At 73.5% G+C, this 19,779-nt stretch carries 18 protein-coding genes; 6 read left to right on the top strand and 12 right to left on the bottom strand.

The features are described from left to right. Positions 1–31 precede the first annotated feature (31 nt). A complete protein-coding gene (locus tag ACYVO2_RS28755) occupies positions 32–1,567 on the top strand; it encodes an MFS transporter (protein ID WP_461010951.1) in 1,536 nt (511 codons plus the stop codon). On the opposite strand, the gene ACYVO2_RS28750 is transcribed toward ACYVO2_RS28755, so the two are convergent. Together ACYVO2_RS28750 and ACYVO2_RS28745 are read right to left on the bottom strand one after the other, a co-directional pair. Next, entirely contained in the window at positions 1,547–1,942 is a 396-nt protein-coding gene (locus ACYVO2_RS28750; protein WP_461010950.1) for a hypothetical protein, read from the bottom strand. The two genes, ACYVO2_RS28755 and ACYVO2_RS28750, sit on opposite strands and share 21 nt — an antisense overlap. Positions 1,943–2,073: 131 nt before the next feature. Further along, positions 2,074–2,910: an NAD(P)-dependent oxidoreductase gene (locus ACYVO2_RS28745; protein ID WP_461010949.1), complete on the bottom strand. Its 837-nt coding sequence runs from the start codon at positions 2,908–2,910 to the stop codon at positions 2,074–2,076. A gap of 52 nt (positions 2,911–2,962) precedes the next feature. On the opposite strand from ACYVO2_RS28745, the gene ACYVO2_RS28740 reads away from it, so the two are divergent. Further along, a complete protein-coding gene (locus ACYVO2_RS28740) occupies positions 2,963–3,325 on the top strand; it encodes a MerR family transcriptional regulator (RefSeq protein WP_461010979.1) in 363 nt (120 codons plus the stop codon). Between the two features lie 333 nt (positions 3,326–3,658). On the opposite strand, the gene ACYVO2_RS28735 is transcribed toward ACYVO2_RS28740, so the two are convergent. From ACYVO2_RS28735 to ACYVO2_RS28725, 3 genes are all read right to left on the bottom strand, one after another. After that, complete coding sequence (locus ACYVO2_RS28735) at positions 3,659–4,852, bottom strand: serine hydrolase domain-containing protein (RefSeq protein ID WP_461010948.1); 1,194 nt, start codon at positions 4,850–4,852, stop codon at positions 3,659–3,661. Between the two features lie 124 nt (positions 4,853–4,976). Next, positions 4,977–6,149, bottom strand: a complete 1,173-nt coding sequence (locus ACYVO2_RS28730) for an alanine racemase (RefSeq protein ID WP_461010947.1) — start codon at positions 6,147–6,149, stop codon at positions 4,977–4,979. Further along, the gene (locus ACYVO2_RS28725) at positions 6,146–6,853 is read right to left on the bottom strand and encodes a helix-turn-helix transcriptional regulator (protein WP_461010946.1); all 708 of its coding nucleotides are present in this window, start codon (positions 6,851–6,853) and stop codon (positions 6,146–6,148) included. The genes ACYVO2_RS28730 and ACYVO2_RS28725 overlap by 4 nt, the downstream gene beginning before the upstream one ends. A gap of 317 nt (positions 6,854–7,170) precedes the next feature. Here ACYVO2_RS28725 and ACYVO2_RS28720 point away from each other — a divergent pair, with 317 nt between their 5' ends. Continuing rightward, entirely contained in the window at positions 7,171–8,328 is a 1,158-nt protein-coding gene (locus tag ACYVO2_RS28720) for an acyl-CoA dehydrogenase family protein (RefSeq protein ID WP_461010945.1), read from the top strand. Continuing rightward, the gene (locus ACYVO2_RS28715) at positions 8,274–9,383 is read left to right on the top strand and encodes a pyridoxal-phosphate dependent enzyme (protein ID WP_461010944.1); all 1,110 of its coding nucleotides are present in this window, start codon (positions 8,274–8,276) and stop codon (positions 9,381–9,383) included. Before ACYVO2_RS28720 ends, ACYVO2_RS28715 begins: the two co-directional genes overlap by 55 nt. A gap of 78 nt (positions 9,384–9,461) precedes the next feature. Here the strand turns inward: ACYVO2_RS28715 and ACYVO2_RS28710 are convergent, their stop codons facing one another. The 4 genes from ACYVO2_RS28710 to ACYVO2_RS28695 all read right to left on the bottom strand — a co-directional run bounded on the left by ACYVO2_RS28710 (position 9,462) and on the right by ACYVO2_RS28695 (position 12,198). Next, positions 9,462–10,265 (bottom strand): DUF4253 domain-containing protein, encoded by an 804-nt coding sequence (locus tag ACYVO2_RS28710; RefSeq protein WP_461010943.1) that lies wholly within the window; start codon positions 10,263–10,265, stop codon positions 9,462–9,464. Between the two features lie 351 nt (positions 10,266–10,616). Then, entirely contained in the window at positions 10,617–11,090 is a 474-nt protein-coding gene (locus ACYVO2_RS28705) for a MerR family transcriptional regulator (protein ID WP_461010942.1), read from the bottom strand. Between the two features lie 19 nt (positions 11,091–11,109). Next, the gene (locus ACYVO2_RS28700; RefSeq protein WP_461010941.1) at positions 11,110–11,982 is read right to left on the bottom strand and encodes an SDR family NAD(P)-dependent oxidoreductase; all 873 of its coding nucleotides are present in this window, start codon (positions 11,980–11,982) and stop codon (positions 11,110–11,112) included. A 45-nt stretch (positions 11,983–12,027) separates the two neighbouring features. Continuing rightward, positions 12,028–12,198 carry a hypothetical protein gene (locus tag ACYVO2_RS28695; protein ID WP_461010940.1) on the bottom strand — a complete coding sequence of 57 codons (171 nt, stop codon included), beginning with the start codon at positions 12,196–12,198 and terminating at the stop codon, positions 12,028–12,030. Between the two features lie 145 nt (positions 12,199–12,343). Between ACYVO2_RS28695 and ACYVO2_RS28690 the strand changes: the two genes are divergently transcribed. Continuing rightward, entirely contained in the window at positions 12,344–13,648 is a 1,305-nt protein-coding gene (locus tag ACYVO2_RS28690) for a DUF4158 domain-containing protein (RefSeq protein WP_461010939.1), read from the top strand. Between the two features lie 282 nt (positions 13,649–13,930). Further along, positions 13,931–15,232 (top strand): right-handed parallel beta-helix repeat-containing protein, encoded by a 1,302-nt coding sequence (locus ACYVO2_RS28685; protein ID WP_461010938.1) that lies wholly within the window; start codon positions 13,931–13,933, stop codon positions 15,230–15,232. A gap of 106 nt (positions 15,233–15,338) precedes the next feature. Here ACYVO2_RS28685 and ACYVO2_RS28680 read toward each other — a convergent pair whose 3' ends face one another. The 3 genes from ACYVO2_RS28680 to ACYVO2_RS28670 all read right to left on the bottom strand — a co-directional run bounded on the left by ACYVO2_RS28680 (position 15,339) and on the right by ACYVO2_RS28670 (position 18,551). Beyond that, on the bottom strand, positions 15,339–15,722 hold the full coding sequence (locus ACYVO2_RS28680) for a DUF6009 family protein (protein ID WP_461010937.1): 384 nt from the start codon (positions 15,720–15,722) through the stop codon (positions 15,339–15,341). Positions 15,723–15,921: 199 nt separating this feature from the next. Then, complete coding sequence (locus ACYVO2_RS28675) at positions 15,922–17,469, bottom strand: DNA primase family protein (protein ID WP_461010936.1); 1,548 nt, start codon at positions 17,467–17,469, stop codon at positions 15,922–15,924. Further along, positions 17,466–18,551 carry a bifunctional DNA primase/polymerase gene (locus ACYVO2_RS28670; protein WP_461010935.1) on the bottom strand — a complete coding sequence of 362 codons (1,086 nt, stop codon included), beginning with the start codon at positions 18,549–18,551 and terminating at the stop codon, positions 17,466–17,468. Before ACYVO2_RS28670 ends, ACYVO2_RS28675 begins: the two co-directional genes overlap by 4 nt. Positions 18,552–19,779: the final 1,228 nt, after the last annotated feature.

The raw sequence follows: 19,779 nt of genomic DNA, 5'->3' as shown, positions 1-19,779 counted from the left end.
GCCGGACGGGCGGCGCCACACCGTCGGACGCATGACTGAACAGCGTGTCTCCCCCTCCCCCTCCCCCTCTCCCGGGCCGCGGGCGTGGCTCGGTCTGCTGGTGGTGCTCGGCCCGGTGCTGCTGGTCGCGATGGACGGCTCCGTCCTGTACCTGGCGATGCCCGAGATCACCGAGGAGCTGTCGCCGACCGCCAACCAGGCGTTGTGGATCCTGGACGTCTACGGGTTCGCCGTCGGGTCCCTGCTGATCGCGTTCGGCAACATCGGCGACCGGTACGGCCGGCTGAAACTGCTGATGACGGGCGTGGCGGTGTTCGGCGCCGGCTCGGCGGGAGCGGCGCTGGCGCCCATGCCGGAGCTGCTGATCGCCTTCCGGGCGCTGATGGGCGTGGCCGGTGCCACGCTGCTGCCGTCGGCGTTGGCGGTGCTCAGCGAACTGTTCACCGACCCGCGCCGGCGGGCGCACGCGATCGGGATCTTCGCGGCCACCTTCGCCGCCGGATTCGCGATCGGCCCGGTCGTCGGCGGACAACTGCTGAGCAGCTTCTGGTGGGGGTCGGTCTTCCTGATCAACCTCCCCGTGGTCCTGCTGTTCCTGCTCCTGGCCCCGGTCCTGCTCCGCGAGGTGCGCGCCACCCGGCCCGGCCGCGTGGACGTCCCGAGCGTCCTGCTCTCCGCCTCGGGCATCCTGCTGACCGTCTACGCGATCAAGCACGCCGCCGCGGAGGGGCCGGCGGCGACGCCTTTGGCCACGGGGGTCGTGGGCGTCGTCGCCCTGACCTGGTTCGTGCGGCGGCAGCCCCGCCTCGACCAGCCCCTGATCGACTTCCGCCTCTTCCGCGACCGGGTGTTCACGATCGCGGCCGTCACCGGGCTGCTGCCGCTGGCCGCGTGGTCGGCGGTGGCCTACCTCGGCGGCATCTACCTCCAGTCCGTCCTCGAACTGCCCGTCCTCGACGCGGCCCTGGTGGCGCTGCCCGGCGCCGTCGTGCTCACCGTCACCTGCGTCGTCACACCGGCGGCGGTCGCCCGTGTCGGGGCCAGGGCGGCGCTCATCACCTGCCACTTCCTCATCGCCGCGGGTCTGCTCCTGCTGCTGCCCACCGGCGTCTCCGGCGGGGTCGGCTGGTACACGGCGTCCACCGTCGTCGCCGGCATCGGCTACGGCATCTCGTTCAGCGTCGTCGCCGACACCGCGGTCGCCGCGGTTCCCGCGGAACGGGCCGGGTCCGCGGCGGCGATCGCCGAGACCAGCAACGAGATCGGCAACGCCCTCGGCATCGCGCTCCTCGGCTCGCTGGCCGCCCTGGTCTTCCGGCTCCAGGGGCCCGACCTGGCCGGCACCCTCGACGAGACCCTGACGATTCCCGGGCTCGCGCCCGCGGTGGCCGACGACGCGAAGACCGCCTTCGTCACCGGTCTGCACGCCGTCGCCGCCATCGCGGGCGTCCTGCACGGCGCCCTGGGCGTCCTCGCCCTCCGCTGGATACCGTCGGCCGCCCCCGGACGGCGCGTCACCCGCGGCCGGGTTCCCCGTCCGCGGCGGTCAGCCCCTTCGGGGCGGTGACGCGGCCGGCGGCCGACGCGCCGCCGCCACCGCCCCGCCGCCCGCCAGCACCGCGCCCGCGAACACGGCGGCCAGCACGAACAGGGACCTGCGGTACCCGCGGGCGGCACGGGTGGCGGGCGAGGGGCCCACGGCCCGCCCGGGGGGCCGCTCGGTGCGGCGCAGGCGGGCGATCGCCCGCTCCGGGTCGGGGACGGGAACGCCGTCGAGCTCGAACGCCTCGACGGCGGACAGCATCGCCGCGGCCGCGGCGTCGGCCTCCCCCTCGGCGCGGCAGTCCGGGCAGGTCTCGAGGTGCTCGGCGACGGCGTCCTCGAAGTCGCCGCCGCCCAGCTCCCGGGCGGCCAGCTCGACTCTCGCGCGCTCGCAGTCCATCGCTCGCTCCCGCCGCTGTTGCTCCCCGGTTCTCTCCCCCTGAACGTCAGGACCGTCGCCGGGGTTCACCGCGGAGTGTCACGGTTCCGGACCGGAATCGGCGGACGCCGCTCGGAGCGGTGAACCTCCCGCTAGAGGGCGGCGAGCCGGCCGAAGCCCTCCGAGCCGTGCCCGGCGTCGATGGCCCGCTGCACCTCGGCTCGCGCGGCGCTGAGCACACCGTTGTCGAGGTCCTTGGCCCGGACGGCGGCCAGGATGTGGTCCATGACCGCCGCCACCGAGGTGATCCTGGCCATGTCCCCGGGGAAGTGCCCCGCGGCGACCTGCCCGGCGACCTGGTCGATCAGGTCGGGGAAGAACCCGAGCATCGCCTTCGCGTGCCCGGCGATGTCGGCCGGGTCGATGTTCTCCCGGCCGGCGAGCGCGAACATGTGCACCACGCCGCTCATCGCCGTCCAGAACAGGTCCTGGAGGGACGCGTCGAACGCGGCGGCCCGGCCGGGGTCCTCGCCGAGGTGGTTCGCGTTCCCGCCGAGCGCGGCCAGCGTGGACCGGTGCGTGTCGTAGGCGTCGCCCGGCCCGCTGTAGAACAGAGCCGCCTCCGGGCCGCCGACGGCCTCGGGCGTGGCCACGATCACGCCGTCGATGTAGTCGACGCCGTGCTCCGCCGCCCAGGCGGCCATCGCGCGGGCCTGCTCGGGGGAGCCGCCGCTGAGGTTCACCAGGGTGCGGCCCTTGAGCGCCTCGGCGTCCAACACCGACCGCGCCACCTCGTAGTCCAGCACGCACACGACGACGAGCGGGCTGGCGGCGATCGCCTCGGCGGCGGTGCCGGCGACGGTGGCGTCGAGATCGTCCCCCTTCCCCGGGGTGCGGTTCCACACGGTGGTGGGGTGGTGGGCGGCGGCGAACGCGGCGGCCAGGGCATGGCCCATGGGGCCGAGTCCCAGAACGGTCACTGAGGTCATGCCGGTTAAGCTAAACCTTGACATCAGCGTCAAAGTCAACGCCGGAGCGGGGATGCGGATCGGGGAACTGGCGCGGCGCACCGGTGTCAGCGAGCGCGCGCTGCGGTACTACGAGAAGCAGGGCCTGCTGGCTCCGCGGCGACGGCCGAGCGGCTATCGCGTGTACGGCGACGAGGACGTGGCGGCGGTGCGGCGGATCCGGATCCTGCTCGCGGCCGGACTGAACACCACTCAGATCCAGGAAGTGCTGCCCTGCATCGTCGATGACGACGACGGCCTGCTGACGCCCGGCTGCCCGGAGCTGGTCGAGGGGCTGGTGCGGCAGCGGGAGCGGATCGACGAGGCCATCGGCGAACTCGAGGCCACCCGCGCCAACCTCGACACACTCATCACCAGGGAACGGCGCGCGGGCTGAGCGACGGGCAGGGGCCGGCCGGAAATTCCCGCACCCCGCACCGAACCGTCCGGCCGGGCCCGCCGTAGGAAGGGGTGAGCCGGGGAGCGGGGCCGGGGGAGGGCCCGCCGCGGCTCGTCACGGGTGGCCACCGGCACAGCGCACCCGTGACCCCGGGTCGCCGCCACCCGCCCGCGGCGGCGACCCGGCCCGCGGCGGCACATCCGGTCCCGATCACCCGCCGCCCCCGCGCGGCCCGGGCGGCCCTTCCCCCGGCCGCCCGGGCTCCTGGCCCGCGCCCACCAGCACCCCGCCGGGCCCGAACGCGGCGCCTTCACCACAGAGCCGGCAGCCCTAGGCCGCCGAGCCTCCCGCGCCCGGGCCGCGGGTGAGCAGGTCGGCGACCCGAGCGATCATCTGGCTCTCCCCGCCGTCGCGGACGGTCGTCGGGTGGTACGCGAGCACGAAGCGGCGCCGCTGGTCACGAGTGGAGAACGCGGCGTTCTTGTAGCCGTACGTCTCGCCGGTCTTGCCCCACAGCGTCACGCCGTTGACGGTGGCCTGCTGAAGCCCGGTGCTGTAGCGGGCCGGGGAGCCGTCCAGCATGCGCACGTCGTCCGGCGGCAGGGTGAACATCATCCGGAGCAGCTCGGGCGGCAGCAGCTCACCGGAGAACAGCGCGGCGAGCATCCGGTCGATGTCGCCGGTGGTGGAGATCATGTCGCCCTCGCCGCGGGAGGACGACTGGTCGTAGGTGGTGATGTCCCGCAGGCCGCCGTCGGCCGTCCACAGGTAGCCGTGCACATGCTGGCCGTGGATGCGCGGGTCGTCGCCGGGCACGACGGTGCCCGCCAGGCCCAGCGGACGCAGGACGCGGGCCCTGACGGCCTCCCCGTACGGGCGCCCGGTCACCTTGTCGATGATCAGGGCGGCCAGTACGTAGTTGATGCCGCGGTACTCCTGCCGGGTGCCCGGGGCGAACTTCAGCGGCCCGTGCGTCGCCGTCGCCACCCACTCCTGTGGCGTCCAGTGGTCGAAGCGGTGGCGGAACACCTCCTCCGCGGTGTCCGGCTCCGGGATGCCGACGTGGTCGGGCAGTCCGCTGGTGTGGTTCAGCAGGTGCGCCACGGTGACGGCCGCGAAGCGGGCCGGCAGCAGTCCCGGCAGGACGCGCCGCACCGCCGCGTCCAGATCGACCCGACCCTCCGCCACCAGTTGCAGCACCACCGTGGCCACGAAGACCTTGGTGATGCTGCCGATCCGGACCTTGTGACGTGCCGTCACCCGCCGCCGGGTGCCGAGGTCGGCCACGCCCGAGGTGCCGGACCAGTGGCCGGCCGTGCCGCCGACCCGAAGCTGGGCCGCGGTCGACGGCGGGTGCTCCAGGTCGTCGATCGCCGCTTGCAGGGCAGTCGGATCCAGCGGGGGGAGCGGCGCGGAGGAGGCATGGGCGCGGCGCGCGGGCAGAGCCGCGGTGGCGGTCAGCGCGGCCGCCCCGCACAGGGCGGCGCCCGCAAAAGCCCTTCGTGACATGCGCGGTGAGGTCATGCCCGCACACTGTCAGCGGGAACGCGCCCGGGCATCGGGGTTCGTCCCGGAACGATCCCCGATCGAGGGGACCGTCCCCCCGGACGAAACCCGGCAGGTGCGCGCGTGGCCGCGGCGGCCCGCCTCACCAGCCGCGGACGCGTGGCCACACCGCTCGTATCGTGTCCCGGTCGGGGTCGAGTACGTGGTAGGCGTCGTGCTGGGCGGCGGTGGCGCAGGCGTGCACCGGGAGGACGCGCACGCGGGTGCCGAGGGGCAGGTCCGGCAGTGGCGCGCCGCTGCCCTCGCGGACGGTGAGGATGCCGTGCTCCTGGCTGGCGTCGCTCATCAGCAGGTCCGGGTACGGGGTGCCGTCGAGGGCGGTGACCAGCCCGTAGCGCTGGTCGACGCGCTGGCGGGAGGTGCCCCGGTCCCGGGAGGTCGCCATCCAGCCGCCGTCGGTGAGGATCCAGCCCTTCTCCGGGCGGTGGCCGATCACGGTGACCACCACGGACAGGGCGAGGTCCGCCACGCGGCACACGCCGATGCCCGCCATCACCAGGTCGAAGAAGACGAAGTTGCCCGCGCGGACCTCGGTGACGCCGGTGAGATCGGCGGCGAAGTGCGCCGTCGGCGTGGACCCGACGCTCACCACGGGCGCCGCGTGCCCTGCGGCGCGCAGCCGGTCCGCGGCGCGCACCGCGGCCAGCCGCTCGTTCTCGGCGGCGGCGGCCAGGGCCCGCGCGCCGTCGGCGAAGTAGGACTCACCGGCGTGGGTGAGGACGCCGCGAGGCTCGGCGCCGCCGTCGGCGAGCGCGGCGGCGATGCGGGTCAGCGCCGGGTCGCCGGGCAGCACCCCGCCGCGGTGCCCGTCGCAGTCGATCTCGATCAGCGCGGGGACGGGTGCTCCGGCGGCCCGGGAGGCGTCGACGACGGCCGTCGCCTGCTCCACGCTGTCCAGCAGGACCGTCAGGTCCACGCCGCGTGCGCGCAGGGCGGTGACGCGGCGGAGCTTCGCGGGGGCGATGCCGACGGCGTAGAGGATGTCGGTGAACCCGGCGTCGGCGAACGCCTCCGCCTCGGCGAGGGTGGACACGGTGATCGGCCCGGTGCCGCCGCCGGACAGCAGCCGGGCCACCTCCACGGACTTCGCGGTCTTCACATGCGGCCGCAGCCGGGTGCCCAGGGCGGCGAGCCGGTCGCGCAGGCGGGCGACATTGGCCTCGAGCCTGCCCGCGTCGAGGGCGAGGAAGGGGGTCTCGGGGTCGTGCAGGGTGCGGGCGGAGGCGGCGGTCGTCCCGGCCGGGGCGCTGGTCAACGGGGTTCTCCCTGGTCGTCGGAGGTGGCGGGGGCGTCGCCCGCCGCGGGCGGCGCGGTGTCCCTGCGGCAGGCGGCGAGGTCGGCGTACAGGCCGGAGCGGGAGATCCCGAGCCTGGTCGCGACCCGCGGCGCCGCGCCCCGCACCCGGAACACGCCGCGCTCGTCCAGGGCCCGCAGCAGGGCGAGCCGCTCGGGGCGGGTGAGGCTCTCCGGCGGCTTGCCCAGCGCCTGCTGCTGCTCGCGCACCACGGCGTCGACGACCTCGTCGAAGTCGTCGGTGAACGTCGTGGCGGGGATGCCGGCCGACTGGGGGCCGACCGCGCCGACCAGGGAGTCGATGAAGTCGCCCGCCTGCCGGAGCGCGGTGATGTCCACGTTGACGCACAGGGCGCCGAAGACGTGCCCGTCCTCGTCGCGCAGCGGCATGGTCGAGGACTTGATCACCCGGCCGTCGGGGGTGCGGGTGACGTAGTTCAGGTCGTTGGCGGCGTCGTCGCCGCGGCGCAGCACGGCCAGGCCGATCTCGCTCATGGCCCCGCCGACATGACGTCCCGTCACCTCCCCCGCGACGGCGACGACCGAGCGCTCGGGACGCCGGTAGTCGTGCAGCACCACCTCGCAGGAGCGCCCGAAGGTGGCGGCGAGCCCGTCCACCACGGGGCGGAGGGCGCCGAGTATGGCGTCCTGGGAGCGCTCGGACACGCGCACACGACCTTTCCGGGCTGGTTCCGCGCCGGGGGCGGCGGGCGCGGCCCCCGAGCGGGGAGCCTAGACGAAATGGCCGGGGGTTGGACAGTCAGTCCATATCCCGGTCCCGGGCGGCGGTCGTCGCGTCGGCCGCGGCGCCGCCACGGCCTGGGGCGCAGGCCCATCAGGCGAGCTGCGCGATGCCGGATTAGCGTGGTGGGAGAACAGGAAAAACCGCCCACAACCAGGCATCTCGTACGGCCGGCGTCGGCAGTGGCGCCGCACGCGAGTACGCCCTCAGGCAGGACCGAGCGCGAAGGACAGGAGCGTTGATGGTGGACGGCGGCGTCTGCGGCCCGGGCGGCGGTCCGGACGCGCTCAGGGCGTTCGCCACGCAGGAGGTGCCGGAGTACCTGCGGACCCACCCGGAGGACCGGTACCCGCGTGAACTGGTGCAGCGGCTGGCACAGCTCGGGGGGCTCGGCGTGACGGTGCCCCCGGAGTACGGAGGCGGCGCCCTGCGGGGAGTGGACGCGGGCCGCGTCGAGTACGAGCTGAGTCGCTCGTGGCAGTCGCTGGCGGGGCTGGCGGCGACCCACCTGAAGCTGTGCCGTCTGGTGCTGGAACACGGCACGGACCGGCAACGGCGGGAACTGCTGCCCGCCATGGCCCGGGGTCGCGCGATCTGGGCCAGGGCCTACCACGAGCGGGGCGTGCACGACCCTGCCCGCCTGCGCACCAGCGCCCGCGTCACCGGTGGCACCGGCACACTGAGCGGCCACAAGGACTGGGTCACCAACGCCCGGCACGCCGACCGCATCCTCGTCCCGGCCCGCTGCGGCGACGCCACCATCGCGATCCTCGCCGACCCCCGACGCGCCGGCATCCGCATCGGACCCGATCTTCCCCGGCCCGGACTGTGGGGGGTCTCCCTGGCGGAGGTGGACCTGCGGGAGTACGCCTTCGACCCGGACACGGAGATCCTGGGCGGCCCCGGGCACGACCTGACGCCCCTTTTCCGCGGCTACGGCGTCGCCGGGTACGCGGCGCGCGCCGCGGGATCGGCCGATGCCGTCTACGCCTGCGCGCGCGAGACCGTGGCCGGCGGCATCGGCGCCCGGGCGGACCGGGCCCGCGGGGCCATCGAGCTGCGGCTGGGAGAACTGGCCACGCGTCGCGCCGCCATCGAGGCCCTCCACCGCGCCCTGTCCCTGCCGGACCCGCCACTCACCGGCGAGCAGGCCAAAGTGGTGTGCACGTCGGTCCTCCAGGACCTGTTGCGGTCAGCGGTGCAGCTATGCGGAGGAGCCGGGTACGCCGGGCCGGGCCCGCTGGGACGCCACTACCGGGACGCCCTCGCCCTGACCGTCGTCGGCGTCCCCAACGACACCCTGCTCAGCCGCATCGGAGCCGGGGAGATCGCCCAGGAGACCTCATGGAACTCCACCGCGAGGACACCAGCGTCGTGCGACGCTACTCCTCCCACCTGACCGACCTCGCCCGCCAGGCCCTGTCCGCGATCTCGCAGCGGGAAGGCGCCCGCATCCTACGTCTCGCCCCGCAGCACGGCGTCGGCATCGACGTTCTGGACCTCTCCACCCTCTCCACCACCGGCACCTTCAAGGACTGGGTCGCCTGCGTGGCCGTGGCCCGCGCCGCGGGCCACGGCCACCGGCTGGTGGCCGCGCAGAGCTCGGGCAACACCGCCAACGCGCTGGCCGCCTACGCCCCGCGCGCCGGACTCCGCCTGGTCGCCATGCACCCACCCGCCTCCAGAGGGCGCATCCTGCCGCACCTGGCTCACCACCCGGCGGTGACCTTCGTCGAGGTGGACGCCCCCGAGGCCGAGATCAAACGCCTCCTCGGAGAGGCCACCGCCGCGGCCGGCGTCCCCGCGCTGCCGCCGCTGCACGACCAGATCGACGGCAACAGCCTGCGCGCCCACTACCTGCGTGACGCCATGGCGACCCTCGGGGACCAGTGGCACTGGCACGTGCAGGCCCTCTCCAGCGCCTACGGCCCCTTCGGCTTCTACCGCGGATGGCAGACGGCCACCGAAGGCTCCCCGGCCGCCCCGCCGCGTCTGCTCGGCGTCCAACAGGAAGCCGTCGCGCCCTACGCCGAAGCCCTCGGCGCCGCCCCGGCGCCCGACGGCCGGCCGATGCTGGAGCCCACCCTGTTCCGTCGCACACTCACACCCGACCTGGTCGACCGGATGCGCCGCCTGTGCCGGCAGACGCACGGCACCGTCCGGCGCCTGCCCAACGACCGCTACCTGTACTGGGAGCCGTACGCGATCGACCTCCTGGAGAACGTCGGCATTCCCCTCACCCGCGCCCCCGGCGGCGCGCCACGGGAACGCGCGGGCCTGTTCTCCCTGGCAGGCACCCTGGAAGCGGCGACCACGGGACTCATCCCGGAAGGCCAGCGAGCCCTCGTCGTCTACACCGGCGGATCCGGACCCGCCGCCGGCACCTACACCCCGCACCACAGCGTCACCGTGGACCAGGCACCCGCCCTGCTCGGCCGCCTCCTGTCGGCCTGACCGCCCGGCGCGTCACGGCGCTCGGGCGGACGCCCCGCCGGACATCCGGACCGAGGCGGCGACTCAGGACACCAGGGCTCAGTCCCACCAGAAGTACCAGCTCCCGCACCGTACCTGCGTCCGGGCGAGCTCCTCGACGCTCCCGACGCCCTGATCGACGATGTCGGAGCAGTAGGTGTACTGCTCCAGCGCGGCGGCGGCGATGCCTTCCGGGGTGCGCGGTCCGCGGGTGACCAGGAGTTCGATGACCTGGTCCTCCAGGGTGACCAGTTCCGCGCCGTACCGTTCGTGGAAGTAGCGCAGCACGGCCCGGTGTTCGGCGCCCCCGATGTCGTAGTTGCAGGCGCCCAGCCAGTTCAGCAGGGCCGGCACGTCATGGCCGTCGGCCGCCCGGACCAGGCACACGGCGGTGCGCTCCTGGCGGAGCGCGGAGATGTGGGGGCCGCCGACGAGGTCGGGGTCCGCCTCCGGCGCCACATGGGCGGCGAGGCGCCGCGCCGGCCCGTGGAAGGGATCCTCCCCGGCCGGGACCCGATCGTCCGGGGAGCGCGCGTACTGCTCGGCCTCGCGGGCCCAGCGGACGAGCACCGCGCGCCCGTCCGGCGCGCGGTCCTCCGCCCGGCCCCGCGGCGGGGCGAACTCCGGCGCCAGGCCGACGAAGACGTTGTGCAGCAGCTCGGGCTTCCCCGCGAGCACGGGCCACCAGCCGGAGCGGGGATGCAGCGCCCGCAGGTCGCTCCACAGCCGGAAGGCGTCCGTTCCCGCGAGTTCGCCGACGTACACGGGCGTGCCGTCGAGCGCGTCGGCGGCCCGGCGCAACGGGGGCAGGGCCAGGCTCCGCCCGGCGCAGAGCTGCCGCAACTCGGAGATCGCCATCGCCATGCGGCCACCGTAGCGGCGAGCACCGACAGCCCGGGTGGTCTCGCAGCATGCGCATCACAGTCGCGGGTGAAGGGTGCTGGCCCTTCTTCCTGCCGGTGGTGATGACGAGCTCGGCGGCGATGTCGCGCAGGCTCATCTCCTGCTCGCGCAGGTGGAGGGCCATCGAGAGCATGTCGGCGTCGGCGACGCTGGCGCCACCGATGGTCTTGCCGCGCTTGCGGGCGGACTCGGGCGTTTGCAACAACCCATGAAACGCGACAGCAGCAGGTCGGCGCCGTCGGCGCTGGTTGTTTCACAGGCGGAACGCCTATGGAACACGCCCACATCAGCCCGTCGGACAGCGGGCGGGCGTCAGCCTTCCGGGTGCCCGTCGTAGACGCGGATTTTGTACTCGGTGGTCTCCAGCGCCAGGCCGAGCTCACGGATCTGCCGCGTGATTCGGTCTTGCTGGTCGAGCATGATGCGGCGGCGTTCCGGGATGGTGCTCGGGCCCTGCTCGACGAGCAGGATGTAGCGCTTGAGGTCGGTCATGGTCATGCCGGACAGACGCATCCGGGTGAGGAAGACGAGGCGACGCAGGTCGGACGCGGAGTACTCGCGGTACCCGGAGGCGTTGCGAGCGGGCCGCACAAGTCCCTCCTGCTCGTAGTACCGGAGGGTGTGCGTCGACAGGCCGACGAGCCGGGCGGCCTCGGCGACACTCTTGGGCGTCGCCGAGGCCTCGATCGTGGCGTCGTCGAGCAGCTCGTGCAGCGCATCGATCGCCGACGAGGATGGCCCGTCGCTGGCAGCGAGGATGCGTTCGATCAGCGCTTCAGTGGCCATGGCCCACAGCGTACGGCGATCAGAACGCGCGCACCGCGGGCGGCATGCCTGGGAAGTCCGCCGACTCGCTCACAGACGCCCATTTCTCGACGTCGTCGAGCGCACCACGGTAGACGCGGGTGAGATTGCGAACCGCCTCGGCACCGAGCGGGAGCCGGAGCGGCGCGTCGGGGGTGTCGAGCATGTCGCGGATTATCTGGGCGGCGCGTGCCGGGTCGCCCTCCTGGATGCCGTCGGCCTCGGCCATGTTCGCGCGCACGGCACCGATGGCCTCGTCGTAGATCGGGCTCTGCTGCGCTGTGTTGAGCACGTCGGCGGCGTTGAACGCGGTGCGGAAGCGACTGGGCTCGACGATGAGGACGCGGATGCCGAACGGTGCGACCTCGCCCGCGAGCGCCTCCGACCAGCCCTCGAGCGCGAACTTGCCGGCTGAGTAGCTGCCGACGGCGGGGAACGACATCCGTCCGCCCTGGCTGCTCATCTGCACGATCGCACCCGAGCGACGCTCCCGCAGGTGGGGCAGCACGGCACGCACATAGGCGGCCGGGCCGAACAGGTGCTGCTCGAGCATGGCCCGCAGCGCGGCATCCGTGATCTCCTCGGCGGCGCCGACCTGTCCGGCACCGGCATTGTTGACGAGCACGTCGACGCGCCCGAACACCTCCAGCGCCCGCTGCACGACCGCGGCCGCTCCCGCCGTGTCGCGCACATCGTGCTCGATGGCGAGGAGCCGATCCCCGTACCGCGCCTTGAGCCCGTCGAACCGGTCGGCCCGTCGCGCGGTCCCGATCACATGCTCGCCGGCCGCGAGTGCCGTTTCGGCGAGCGCCAGGCCGAGGCCCGAACTCGCGCCCGTGATGATCCATGTCTTCGTCTCGTTCGTCGTGGTCATGGCCCCGACGCTAAAGCTTCGAGCGCGCTTGAAAGCAAGCCGCGCTCAGGCTCGGGAGGCGACGAGCGGTCCGGCCCGCTTGATCCACTGCGCGACGATCTCGGTCTCGGCGCGGTGCACGCCGGGGAGTGCGCCGATGCGCTCGGCGAGGTACGCCCGCTGCGAGCCCTCAGCCCCGGACGAGGGCGCGGTCATCCACACCCGCGACCTGGACACCGTCCTGCGGTAGAAGCCGGTCCTTCTACCAGGTCACCACGCCCAGCCGGGTCACCTCGCCGATACCCGCGCTCGCTCTACACCACCGCCCCTACCGTCCAGCCCGACTGCTGATCACCGGGGTGTACGGGAAGGGGGTTGGCCAGTGGGGCGGGATCCGGGGCTGGACGGGGTGGTGGACCACTTCACCCTGAACAGCGACGAGGTGGGCTGGTTGCGGAACAAGACCGGCGCCACCAGGCTGGGCCTCGCCGTCCAGCTCAAGTTCTTGACCTGGCGCGGCCGGTTTCCCAAGATGCGCCTGGAGCTGCCCCCCGACGCCGTCGCGCACGTCGCCAGGCAGGTCGGCGTCGCCGCCTCCGAGCTGGGGCTCCACGACTTCACCTCCCGTGCCGCTAAGCGGCACCGCAGCGAGTTGCGGGATCTGACCGGCCGGCACGAGTGCACCAAGACCGACCAGGTCAAGCTCGTCGGGCATCTGGTCGACGTGATCCGGCACGAGGAGCGCCGCGAGGAACAGGTGCGGGCCGAGGGCGTTGTCCGCCGGGGAAGGTGTTCACCGGGATCGGCGTCCATTCCGTATCCGCTCCCGTGCACGCCCCCGCCGTGTTCGAACAGCGCCCGGTGCCGGGCCTGTCCACCGGTGCGGACAGGTGCCGGGCCTGCGTCCGCCCGACCGCCGAGCAGCACCCCCGAATACGAGGTGGGGAGCATGAGCGGCGGGACCACGCCGAAGACCGGGCCCCGCACCGCAACCACCAACGACGCTCCCCCGGCGGAAACACCTGAGCCCCGGGGACGAGCCCTCGTTCACCGGCCCCCGAAGCAAGCTCTCGTTCCCGACCCCCGAAGGCGGACCACCATGCCCGAGTCCCCCACCGAGCCCCCGCGGACGGCCGCGCCGCCGGACCGCCGTTCGCCGCGACCCGAGCGGACCGGCCGGGATCGGCACACCGAACCCGTGGACGTTCATCTCCTGCTGCGGCGCGACGGCGGGGCGGGGCCGGAGGTGCTGCTGTCCCGCCGGGCGGGGCCGGTGTACGCCTCCGGGTTGTGGCATGTGCCCTCGGGCCACCTGGACGGCCCGCACGAGGACGTGGTCACCGCGCTGATCCGGGAGGCTAGGGAGGAGACCGGCGTGGCCATCGACCCGGCCGACGTGCGCGCCGCCGTCACCGTGCACCACCGCAGCCCCCACGGCGGGGCGCGGGTCGGGTTCTTCCTGGAAGTGCGGCGCTGGCAGGGCACCCCCCGGATCATGGAACCGGGCGTGTGCGACGCGATGGAGTGGCACCCGCTCGGCGCCCTGCCCTCGCCGATGGTGGCCTACTGCCACGCCGGACTGGACGCCTACCGGGCCGGCGGCCGGCTCGCGGTGCACTTCCAGCACCCGGAGGACCCGATCGCCCACGACCCCACCGGGCCGGACCGGCTCCGGGTGATCCCCTAGGGCCGAGCGGGCGGGGCGGGCGGGCGCGAGTGCGGCCCGTCCGGGGAGGGGGTCGGCGGGGACGCGGGGGTGTCGGCCGACACAGCTCGCCGTCTCCATATGTGAACGAAAAACATGTGCTCGGACCGTTGACGCCCTTCGCCACCCGCCCCTACCGTCCGATGGTAAGCGCTTTCTCGCGTGTTCGGGCCGCCCGCGCCCATCGGAACCGCCGCATCAAGCGCGTCCGCGCCGCCACGGAAACGGCCGGCCGCACGAGCCACCCACCCACCATGGAGACGAATGATGCGCCCGAAGTCCGTCATCGCGTGCGCCGGTCTGCTGACCGGCGCGCTGGTCGCGCTGTCCAGCGGCACGGCACAGGCCGCGCCCACGCGTCATGACGCCCAAGGCTCCACGGCGAGCTGCAACGGCACCATGGGCTCCGCCCACTCCGCCTTCGCCGGAACCGGCCCGTGCGCCGCCGCGCGGTCCGCCGTGAACGCCGCGGAGACCACGCTGTACGTGGCGACCAACGGCAACGACAGCAACGCGGGGACCCAGACGGCGCCGCTGAAGACGATCCAGCGGGCGGTGGACCTGGCGCAGCCGGGGACCACGATCCTGATCCGCGGCGGGACGTACGCGCCGAGCACCAACATCCAGTTGCTCAAGAACGGCACGTCGAGCCAGCCGATCACCATGCGCAACCACAACGGCGAGCGGGTGGTCATCGACGGCGAGAACATGCCCTACACACCGGGGGCGGTCGGCTCCTCCATCCCCCGCCCCGAGCGCGGCGCGATCCACATCGAGGGCGACCACTGGCGGCTGAGCGGCCTGGAGATCATCCACGGCCCGTACGGCGTCTTCGGCCTGGACACCAACAACAGCGTCTTCGAGCGCCTCGTCACGCGGGACAACTACGAGTCCGGGCTCCACCTCCAGGGCGCGTCGAGCAACAACCAGATCCTGAACCTCGACAGCCACGGCAACCGCGACCCGCGCAAGAACGGGGAGAGCGCCGACGGGCTGGCCATCAAGGAGGGTTCCGGCAGCGGCAACGTGGTGCGCGGCGCCCGGCTGTGGAACAACTCCGACGACGGGCTCGACTGGTGGATGTTCCAGTCGCCGATCCTCACCGAGAACTCCCTCGCCTGGGGCAACGGATTCAACCGGTGGAACCTGCCCGACTTCACCGGCGACGGCAACGGCTTCAAGCTCGGCGGCAACGGCGTGGCGGCCAATCACACCGTGCGCAACAGCATGACCTGGGACAACGCGGTCGGCGGCTTCATCGACAACAACAACCCGGGCCAGCACAGGATCGAGCGCTCCACGGCGTGGGACAACCCGGGGACCGGGTTCAACTTCAACCGCTCCTCCAGCACGTTGACCAAGAACCTCGCGGTGGCCAACGGCACGAACGCCTCGCTGGGCGGCAACTCCACCGGCAGCGGCAACTCGTGGAACCTCGGCGGCTCCTGGTCGTTCGTGAGCACCGACCCGGGCACGATCACCGGGCCCAGGGCGGCCGACGGCTCCATCCCGTCCTCCACGTTCCTGCGCCCGGGCAACGGCGCGGACGTCGGCGCGCGCTTCTGAGCAGCCGGCCCGACGCCCTTCACCGCGGCCCCGGTCCGGCCCTGCCGGGCGGGGCCGCGGCACGTCCGGCCGGGGCCCGCCGCCCGGCGTGCCCCGCCCGCGGGGCTCAGGACGGCGCGGACGCTATCGTCGCGGGGCCGCGCTGGGATCGGGGCGTCTTGGCGCCGGGCTTCTTCGGCTCGATCGTGCGCGGGTCCACCGCCTCGCCGGGGGCGCCTTCGCGGTACAGGCCGTCGGGCAGGCTGTCGCGGTCGTGCGGGAGGAGGAAGAACACCCGGCGCTTGTACAGGCCGCTGTCGGGGTCGGGCTCGGCCTGGTCGTCCAGGAGGGCGTAGCCGACCATGCGGCCGTCGCGCGCGTAGGGGGGCTTGGTGTTGCGGCGCTTGGTCTTGTCAAGGGCCTGGCGGACGTAGTCGAGGTTGTCGGGGTTCTCCAGCCATACCACCTCTTTCTCGTGGATGAGGTCGCTCTCGGTCAACAGCGAGCTCATGGCTGCGGCCCCTCCTTCGTCGGCCGGCTCCCGCTGCGGGGCGCGGCCTGGCGTGCGCGTGTGTTGCTGCGATCCGCGCGCCGGACGGCGGCGGAGTGTGGCGTGGCGGCCACCGCGAGCGGGGCCTGGGTTTCATCGTAAGGCGGCCGGAGGCGGGGGTGTAGAGCGTGCGGCGCAGCCTTCGGGCGGGCGAGGGGGGTCATTCGTTCCTCACCAGGGCAATGCCCGGGTAGTACTTGCGTCCGTTCGATTTGATCATGTCGGCGGGTGAGGCGAGGCCGACCTCCTGACGCACCCGGGTGGCGAACGCCCGGGGGGTGGCCGGGCGGATGCCTTCACTGGCGTGGCACCAGGAGCTGTACTCCTGGTACAGCAGGCCCTGCTCGACGCGCAACTCGCCGGGGGTGTCGCCGCTGCGGGTGCAGCACTCGGCGAGGAAGCGGCCGATGTGGTCCTCGGTGGTGGCGTAGGCGCTGGTGGCGATGCGGACCCGGTCGGGGCCCTCGAGGGGGTCGCGGGTGGCGAGGTAGCGGCGGGCGCCTTCGATGAGCCACTGGAGGATGCCGGGGCCCTCGTCGCGGACGAGTTCGAACGCGAGGTTGTCGATCCGCCGCTCGGCGGGCACGGTCCGGGTGAAGGGCAGCAGGCGGATGCGGCGCCAGAAGGCGAAGCCGCCGGTGGACACCTCGGGGCGGTGGTTGCCCAGCAGCCACAGGTGGTGGGTGGGGGTGAACGAGAAGTAGTCCTGCCGCATCCTGCGGGCCTTGATCTTGTCGCCGCCGGTCAGCAGGCGCACGCGGGCCTCGTCGAACTTGTCGTTGGGCTTGAGCTCGCTGCACACCACGAGGCGGCGGCCGTGCAGTTCGGTGAGCTCGGTGGAGTGCTCGGAGAAGGCGCCGCGGTCCATCAGGAAGCCGGGCGGGGCGGCGTCCGCGTAGTCGCCCAGGATCTGGATCATGGTGTCGAGCAGGACGGACTTGCCGTTCTTCCCCTCCCCGTGGAGGAACGGCAGCACCTGGGCGCCGACGTCGCCGGTGATGGAGTAGCCGAGCAGCAGATGCAGGAAGTCGATCATCTCCCGGCCCTCGGCGTCGTCGCCGAAGGTGTCGGCCAAGAAGCGGTGCCAGCGCGGGGTGTCCATCCGCTCGGGGGAGACGCTGGTGGCGCGGGAGTGGAAGTCCCGTGTGGGGTCGGCCTTGCGCAGCCGCCCGGTGTGCAGGTCCACGATGCCCGCGGGGGTGCACAGGGCGTAGGGGTCGCCGTCGAGGGTGTCGGGGTCCACGGAGAGGTCCGGGGACGCCTTGGCCTGGGTGAGCAGGGCCTTCTGACCGGTGGTGGACAGCGCGCGCCGTTTGTGGGCGGCGAGTTCGCGGTCACCGAAGATGCCGCGCGGGTCGGTGTCGGGGATGTTCTCGGCCATCTCGCCCGCCGCCCACAGCGCCGCCTTCTCGCCGCCGGTGCGCTTCCAGCGGTAGCCGTCCCAGGCGAACCAGCCCAGGCCCTCCACGTGGCGGAACTGGTCCCGGTAGAGCTGGACGAACAGGCGGGCGTTGCCGCGGTCGGTGAGGGACGGCGGCAACTGGGTGTGCGCGTGCCAGGGGCCGGCGGGCGCGGGGACGTCCGGTGGGGCGGGGGACGACTGCGCGGGCAGCACGATGGTGGCGGCGTGTTCGGCCACCTGGAGGTCGAGCATCTGCTGAGCGGCGGCCTGGGGATCGAACCGCGGCGCGTTCTCGGCCCTGCTCATGGACGTCCTTCGAGGTGGAACGGTCGAGCGGCCCCTGCGGCGAGGCCGTCGTCGATGATCTTCTCGTTGCGGGCCGTCTGCCAGGGGCGGGCCTGGTTGGCCGCGTCCAGCAGCCGGCTGCGGACGGCCGCTTCCTCGAGGTGCCCGGCCGCCACGAGACCGCCCGCGGTGTAGGCGGCCCGGTTCAGCTTCTCGGTGAACCCGGTGCCCTCGGCCGCCGCCGCGCACTGGGCGACCTGGTCGACCAGCGGGTCGAGGACCCGGTGCGCGGCCACGGGCCTGCGGGAGCGGCGGGGGCGCGGCAGGGCGGCGGCGGGCGGGCGCGGCGGCGGGGGCGCGACGACGTGGCCGGTGCGGACGAGTTCGGCGCGGAGCCACTCGGGCAGCGGGGCGGGCTTCCTGGCGGTCCCTTCGACCCGGTAGGTGCCCTGGCCGGTGCGGGTGGAGGGGGCGACGATGTAGCCGCCGTCGGCCCTGACGTCCACCTGCCAGGCCAGGGCGACCTTGGGGCTGGTGCCGGTGGAGCAGCGGAACCGGGTCGACGGGTCGGGGTTGCGGTACCAGATGTGCAGGCCGCCGGAGGGGGTGCGCACCCGCAGGGTGCCGGTGTCCCGGGCGGGGTCGGGGCGGCGACGGTAGGCGGCCAGCAGGGCGAGGGTGTCGAATCCCGACGCGAGGCCGTCGAGGTTCACCTCCTCGGGGATGGGGATGCCGGGCAGCAGGCGGGCGCGGTCGGGGACGGGGGCCGGATGCGCGTCGACGTCGATGACGACCAGCCCGGCCGGGCCGCAGGCGACGCCCACGCCCGCCGCGGGCGTGGCGGTCCACCAGGCGTCGATGCGCGCAGGCTCGGTGGTCGCGGCGTGGAACCCGTGGCAGGGGCGGCCCGCGGGCAGGCAGGGGCACGTCCTCGGGTCGTGCCCGCGGCCGCGGCAGTCCGGGCAGTTGGCGGCCGGTGTCTTGCGGCCGGGGGCGAGCGGATGGACGGGCCAGCCCTGCGCGGCGCACCAGCGGGCTACAGCATGCGGCGTCACCGGCCTGCCCGGAGTTGCAGGCGCGTCGGTCTCACCAGGGCGCGGCACGCGGATCGTCCTTGTCAGGTCTCTGCTCAGTCCCTGAGAGGAAAGCGCCTGGCCACGCGGGTGGGCGATGCCGCATCAGGGACCGAAGGGACTGTGTTCCGGGAAGAGTCTAGAGCTACAGGGTACGGAAGCCCGGGAACCTCCATCGTGTGCCGTTCTATCAGTTCTCTCAGTCCCTTGAGTCCCTTCGGTCGCTGGGACAGCGGAACGCTCCCCCGGCTCGGCCTGCGCAGGTCGGCGCCGAGGGACCAGGGACCGAACGGACCCTCGCCCCTCGGCGGGTCCGGCGGGGGGGGGCGGGGGCCGCCGGATCCGGTTCGGGGGTTCGGCGGGCCCGCGCAGGGACTGAGGGACCGAAGGAGGGGCGTCGCGAGGGACTCAGGGACCAACGCGGAGGGTCCGGGGCTGAGCCCGTTTTCGGGGCGGAACAGGGCTGTCACCTGCGGTGATGTGCGGCGGCGGGCCGCGCAGGGACTGATGGCCGGTCCCGGCCGGAGATCGGTCCTGGCGTCAGTCCCTGGCTGTTTCCGCAGGTCAGAGCCGGTTTTGCGGTTCCGGGAGGGACTGTAGGGACTCAAACTCGCAATTATGAGCCGTATAGATACATGAGGGTTACGTACGCGCGGGCGCGCGTACGAAGAACATGCCTTGTGTTGTCTTGTGTAGCTCATAACTAAGAGTCTTTAGTCCCTACAGTCCCTGATTCGGGCCCACGAACCGCTCTGACCTGCGGAGATGCCCGGGACCCGGACAGAGACCGAAGGGACCGGACTTTTTCTCGGTCTCTGCCACGGGGGCGGCGAGAGTCCCTGGTCCCTGCGGGTCGCGGTGCCGAGCCCGGCGCCTCCCCGCCCGTCAGGGACCGGCCGTGCACGCCGCCGAGACCTCGCTGCCAGCAGGAAAGCCCAGGTCAGGCGCCCGCGATTGCCGGGCAGGGACTGAACGGCAGCCCTTCCGACCGCCGCCACGGCCGGAGAACGGTCCCTCTCGGCCCTCCCCCGCCCTCAGGGACCGAACGCGTGGCGCCTCCCGCCGCAGGGACCGAACGGCACCAGGGACTGAAGCCGCAGGGGCCCTTCCGCCCCTCTCCGGGCCCGCAGCGGCTCCCTGGCGCCCCGGGGGCCCTCGCCCGCTCCTCCAGACCCTCCAAGGGCTCAGAACGGCCTTCCAGGTCGCCTATCGCCCCTCTTCAGGCCCTTCTCCCCCGCCACGGGCACCCGCTCAGTCC

Source organism: Streptomyces capparidis, from assembly GCF_054782095.1.
This window is presented reverse-complemented; position numbering and strand designations above follow the sequence as displayed.

Excerpts from the sequence above, each read along its gene's own strand:
- ACYVO2_RS28755 (WP_461010951.1), top strand. The coding sequence starts at position 32 with ATGACTGAACAGCGTGTCTCCCCCTCCCCCTCCCCCTCTCCCGGGCCG.
- ACYVO2_RS28750 (WP_461010950.1), bottom strand. The coding sequence starts at position 1,942 with ATGGACTGCGAGCGCGCGAGAGTCGAGCTGGCCGCCCGGGAGCTGGGC.
- ACYVO2_RS28745 (WP_461010949.1), bottom strand. The coding sequence starts at position 2,910 with ATGACCTCAGTGACCGTTCTGGGACTCGGCCCCATGGGCCATGCCCTG.
- ACYVO2_RS28740 (WP_461010979.1), top strand. The coding sequence starts at position 2,963 with ATGCGGATCGGGGAACTGGCGCGGCGCACCGGTGTCAGCGAGCGCGCG.
- ACYVO2_RS28735 (WP_461010948.1), bottom strand. The coding sequence starts at position 4,852 with ATGACCTCACCGCGCATGTCACGAAGGGCTTTTGCGGGCGCCGCCCTG.
- ACYVO2_RS28720 (WP_461010945.1), top strand. The coding sequence starts at position 7,171 with ATGGTGGACGGCGGCGTCTGCGGCCCGGGCGGCGGTCCGGACGCGCTC.
- ACYVO2_RS28715 (WP_461010944.1), top strand. The coding sequence starts at position 8,274 with ATGGAACTCCACCGCGAGGACACCAGCGTCGTGCGACGCTACTCCTCC.
- ACYVO2_RS28710 (WP_461010943.1), bottom strand. The coding sequence starts at position 10,265 with ATGGCGATGGCGATCTCCGAGTTGCGGCAGCTCTGCGCCGGGCGGAGC.
- ACYVO2_RS28705 (WP_461010942.1), bottom strand. The coding sequence starts at position 11,090 with ATGGCCACTGAAGCGCTGATCGAACGCATCCTCGCTGCCAGCGACGGG.
- ACYVO2_RS28700 (WP_461010941.1), bottom strand. The coding sequence starts at position 11,982 with ATGACCACGACGAACGAGACGAAGACATGGATCATCACGGGCGCGAGT.
- ACYVO2_RS28685 (WP_461010938.1), top strand. The coding sequence starts at position 13,931 with ATGATGCGCCCGAAGTCCGTCATCGCGTGCGCCGGTCTGCTGACCGGC.
- ACYVO2_RS28680 (WP_461010937.1), bottom strand. The coding sequence starts at position 15,722 with ATGAGCTCGCTGTTGACCGAGAGCGACCTCATCCACGAGAAAGAGGTG.
- ACYVO2_RS28675 (WP_461010936.1), bottom strand. The coding sequence starts at position 17,469 with ATGAGCAGGGCCGAGAACGCGCCGCGGTTCGATCCCCAGGCCGCCGCT.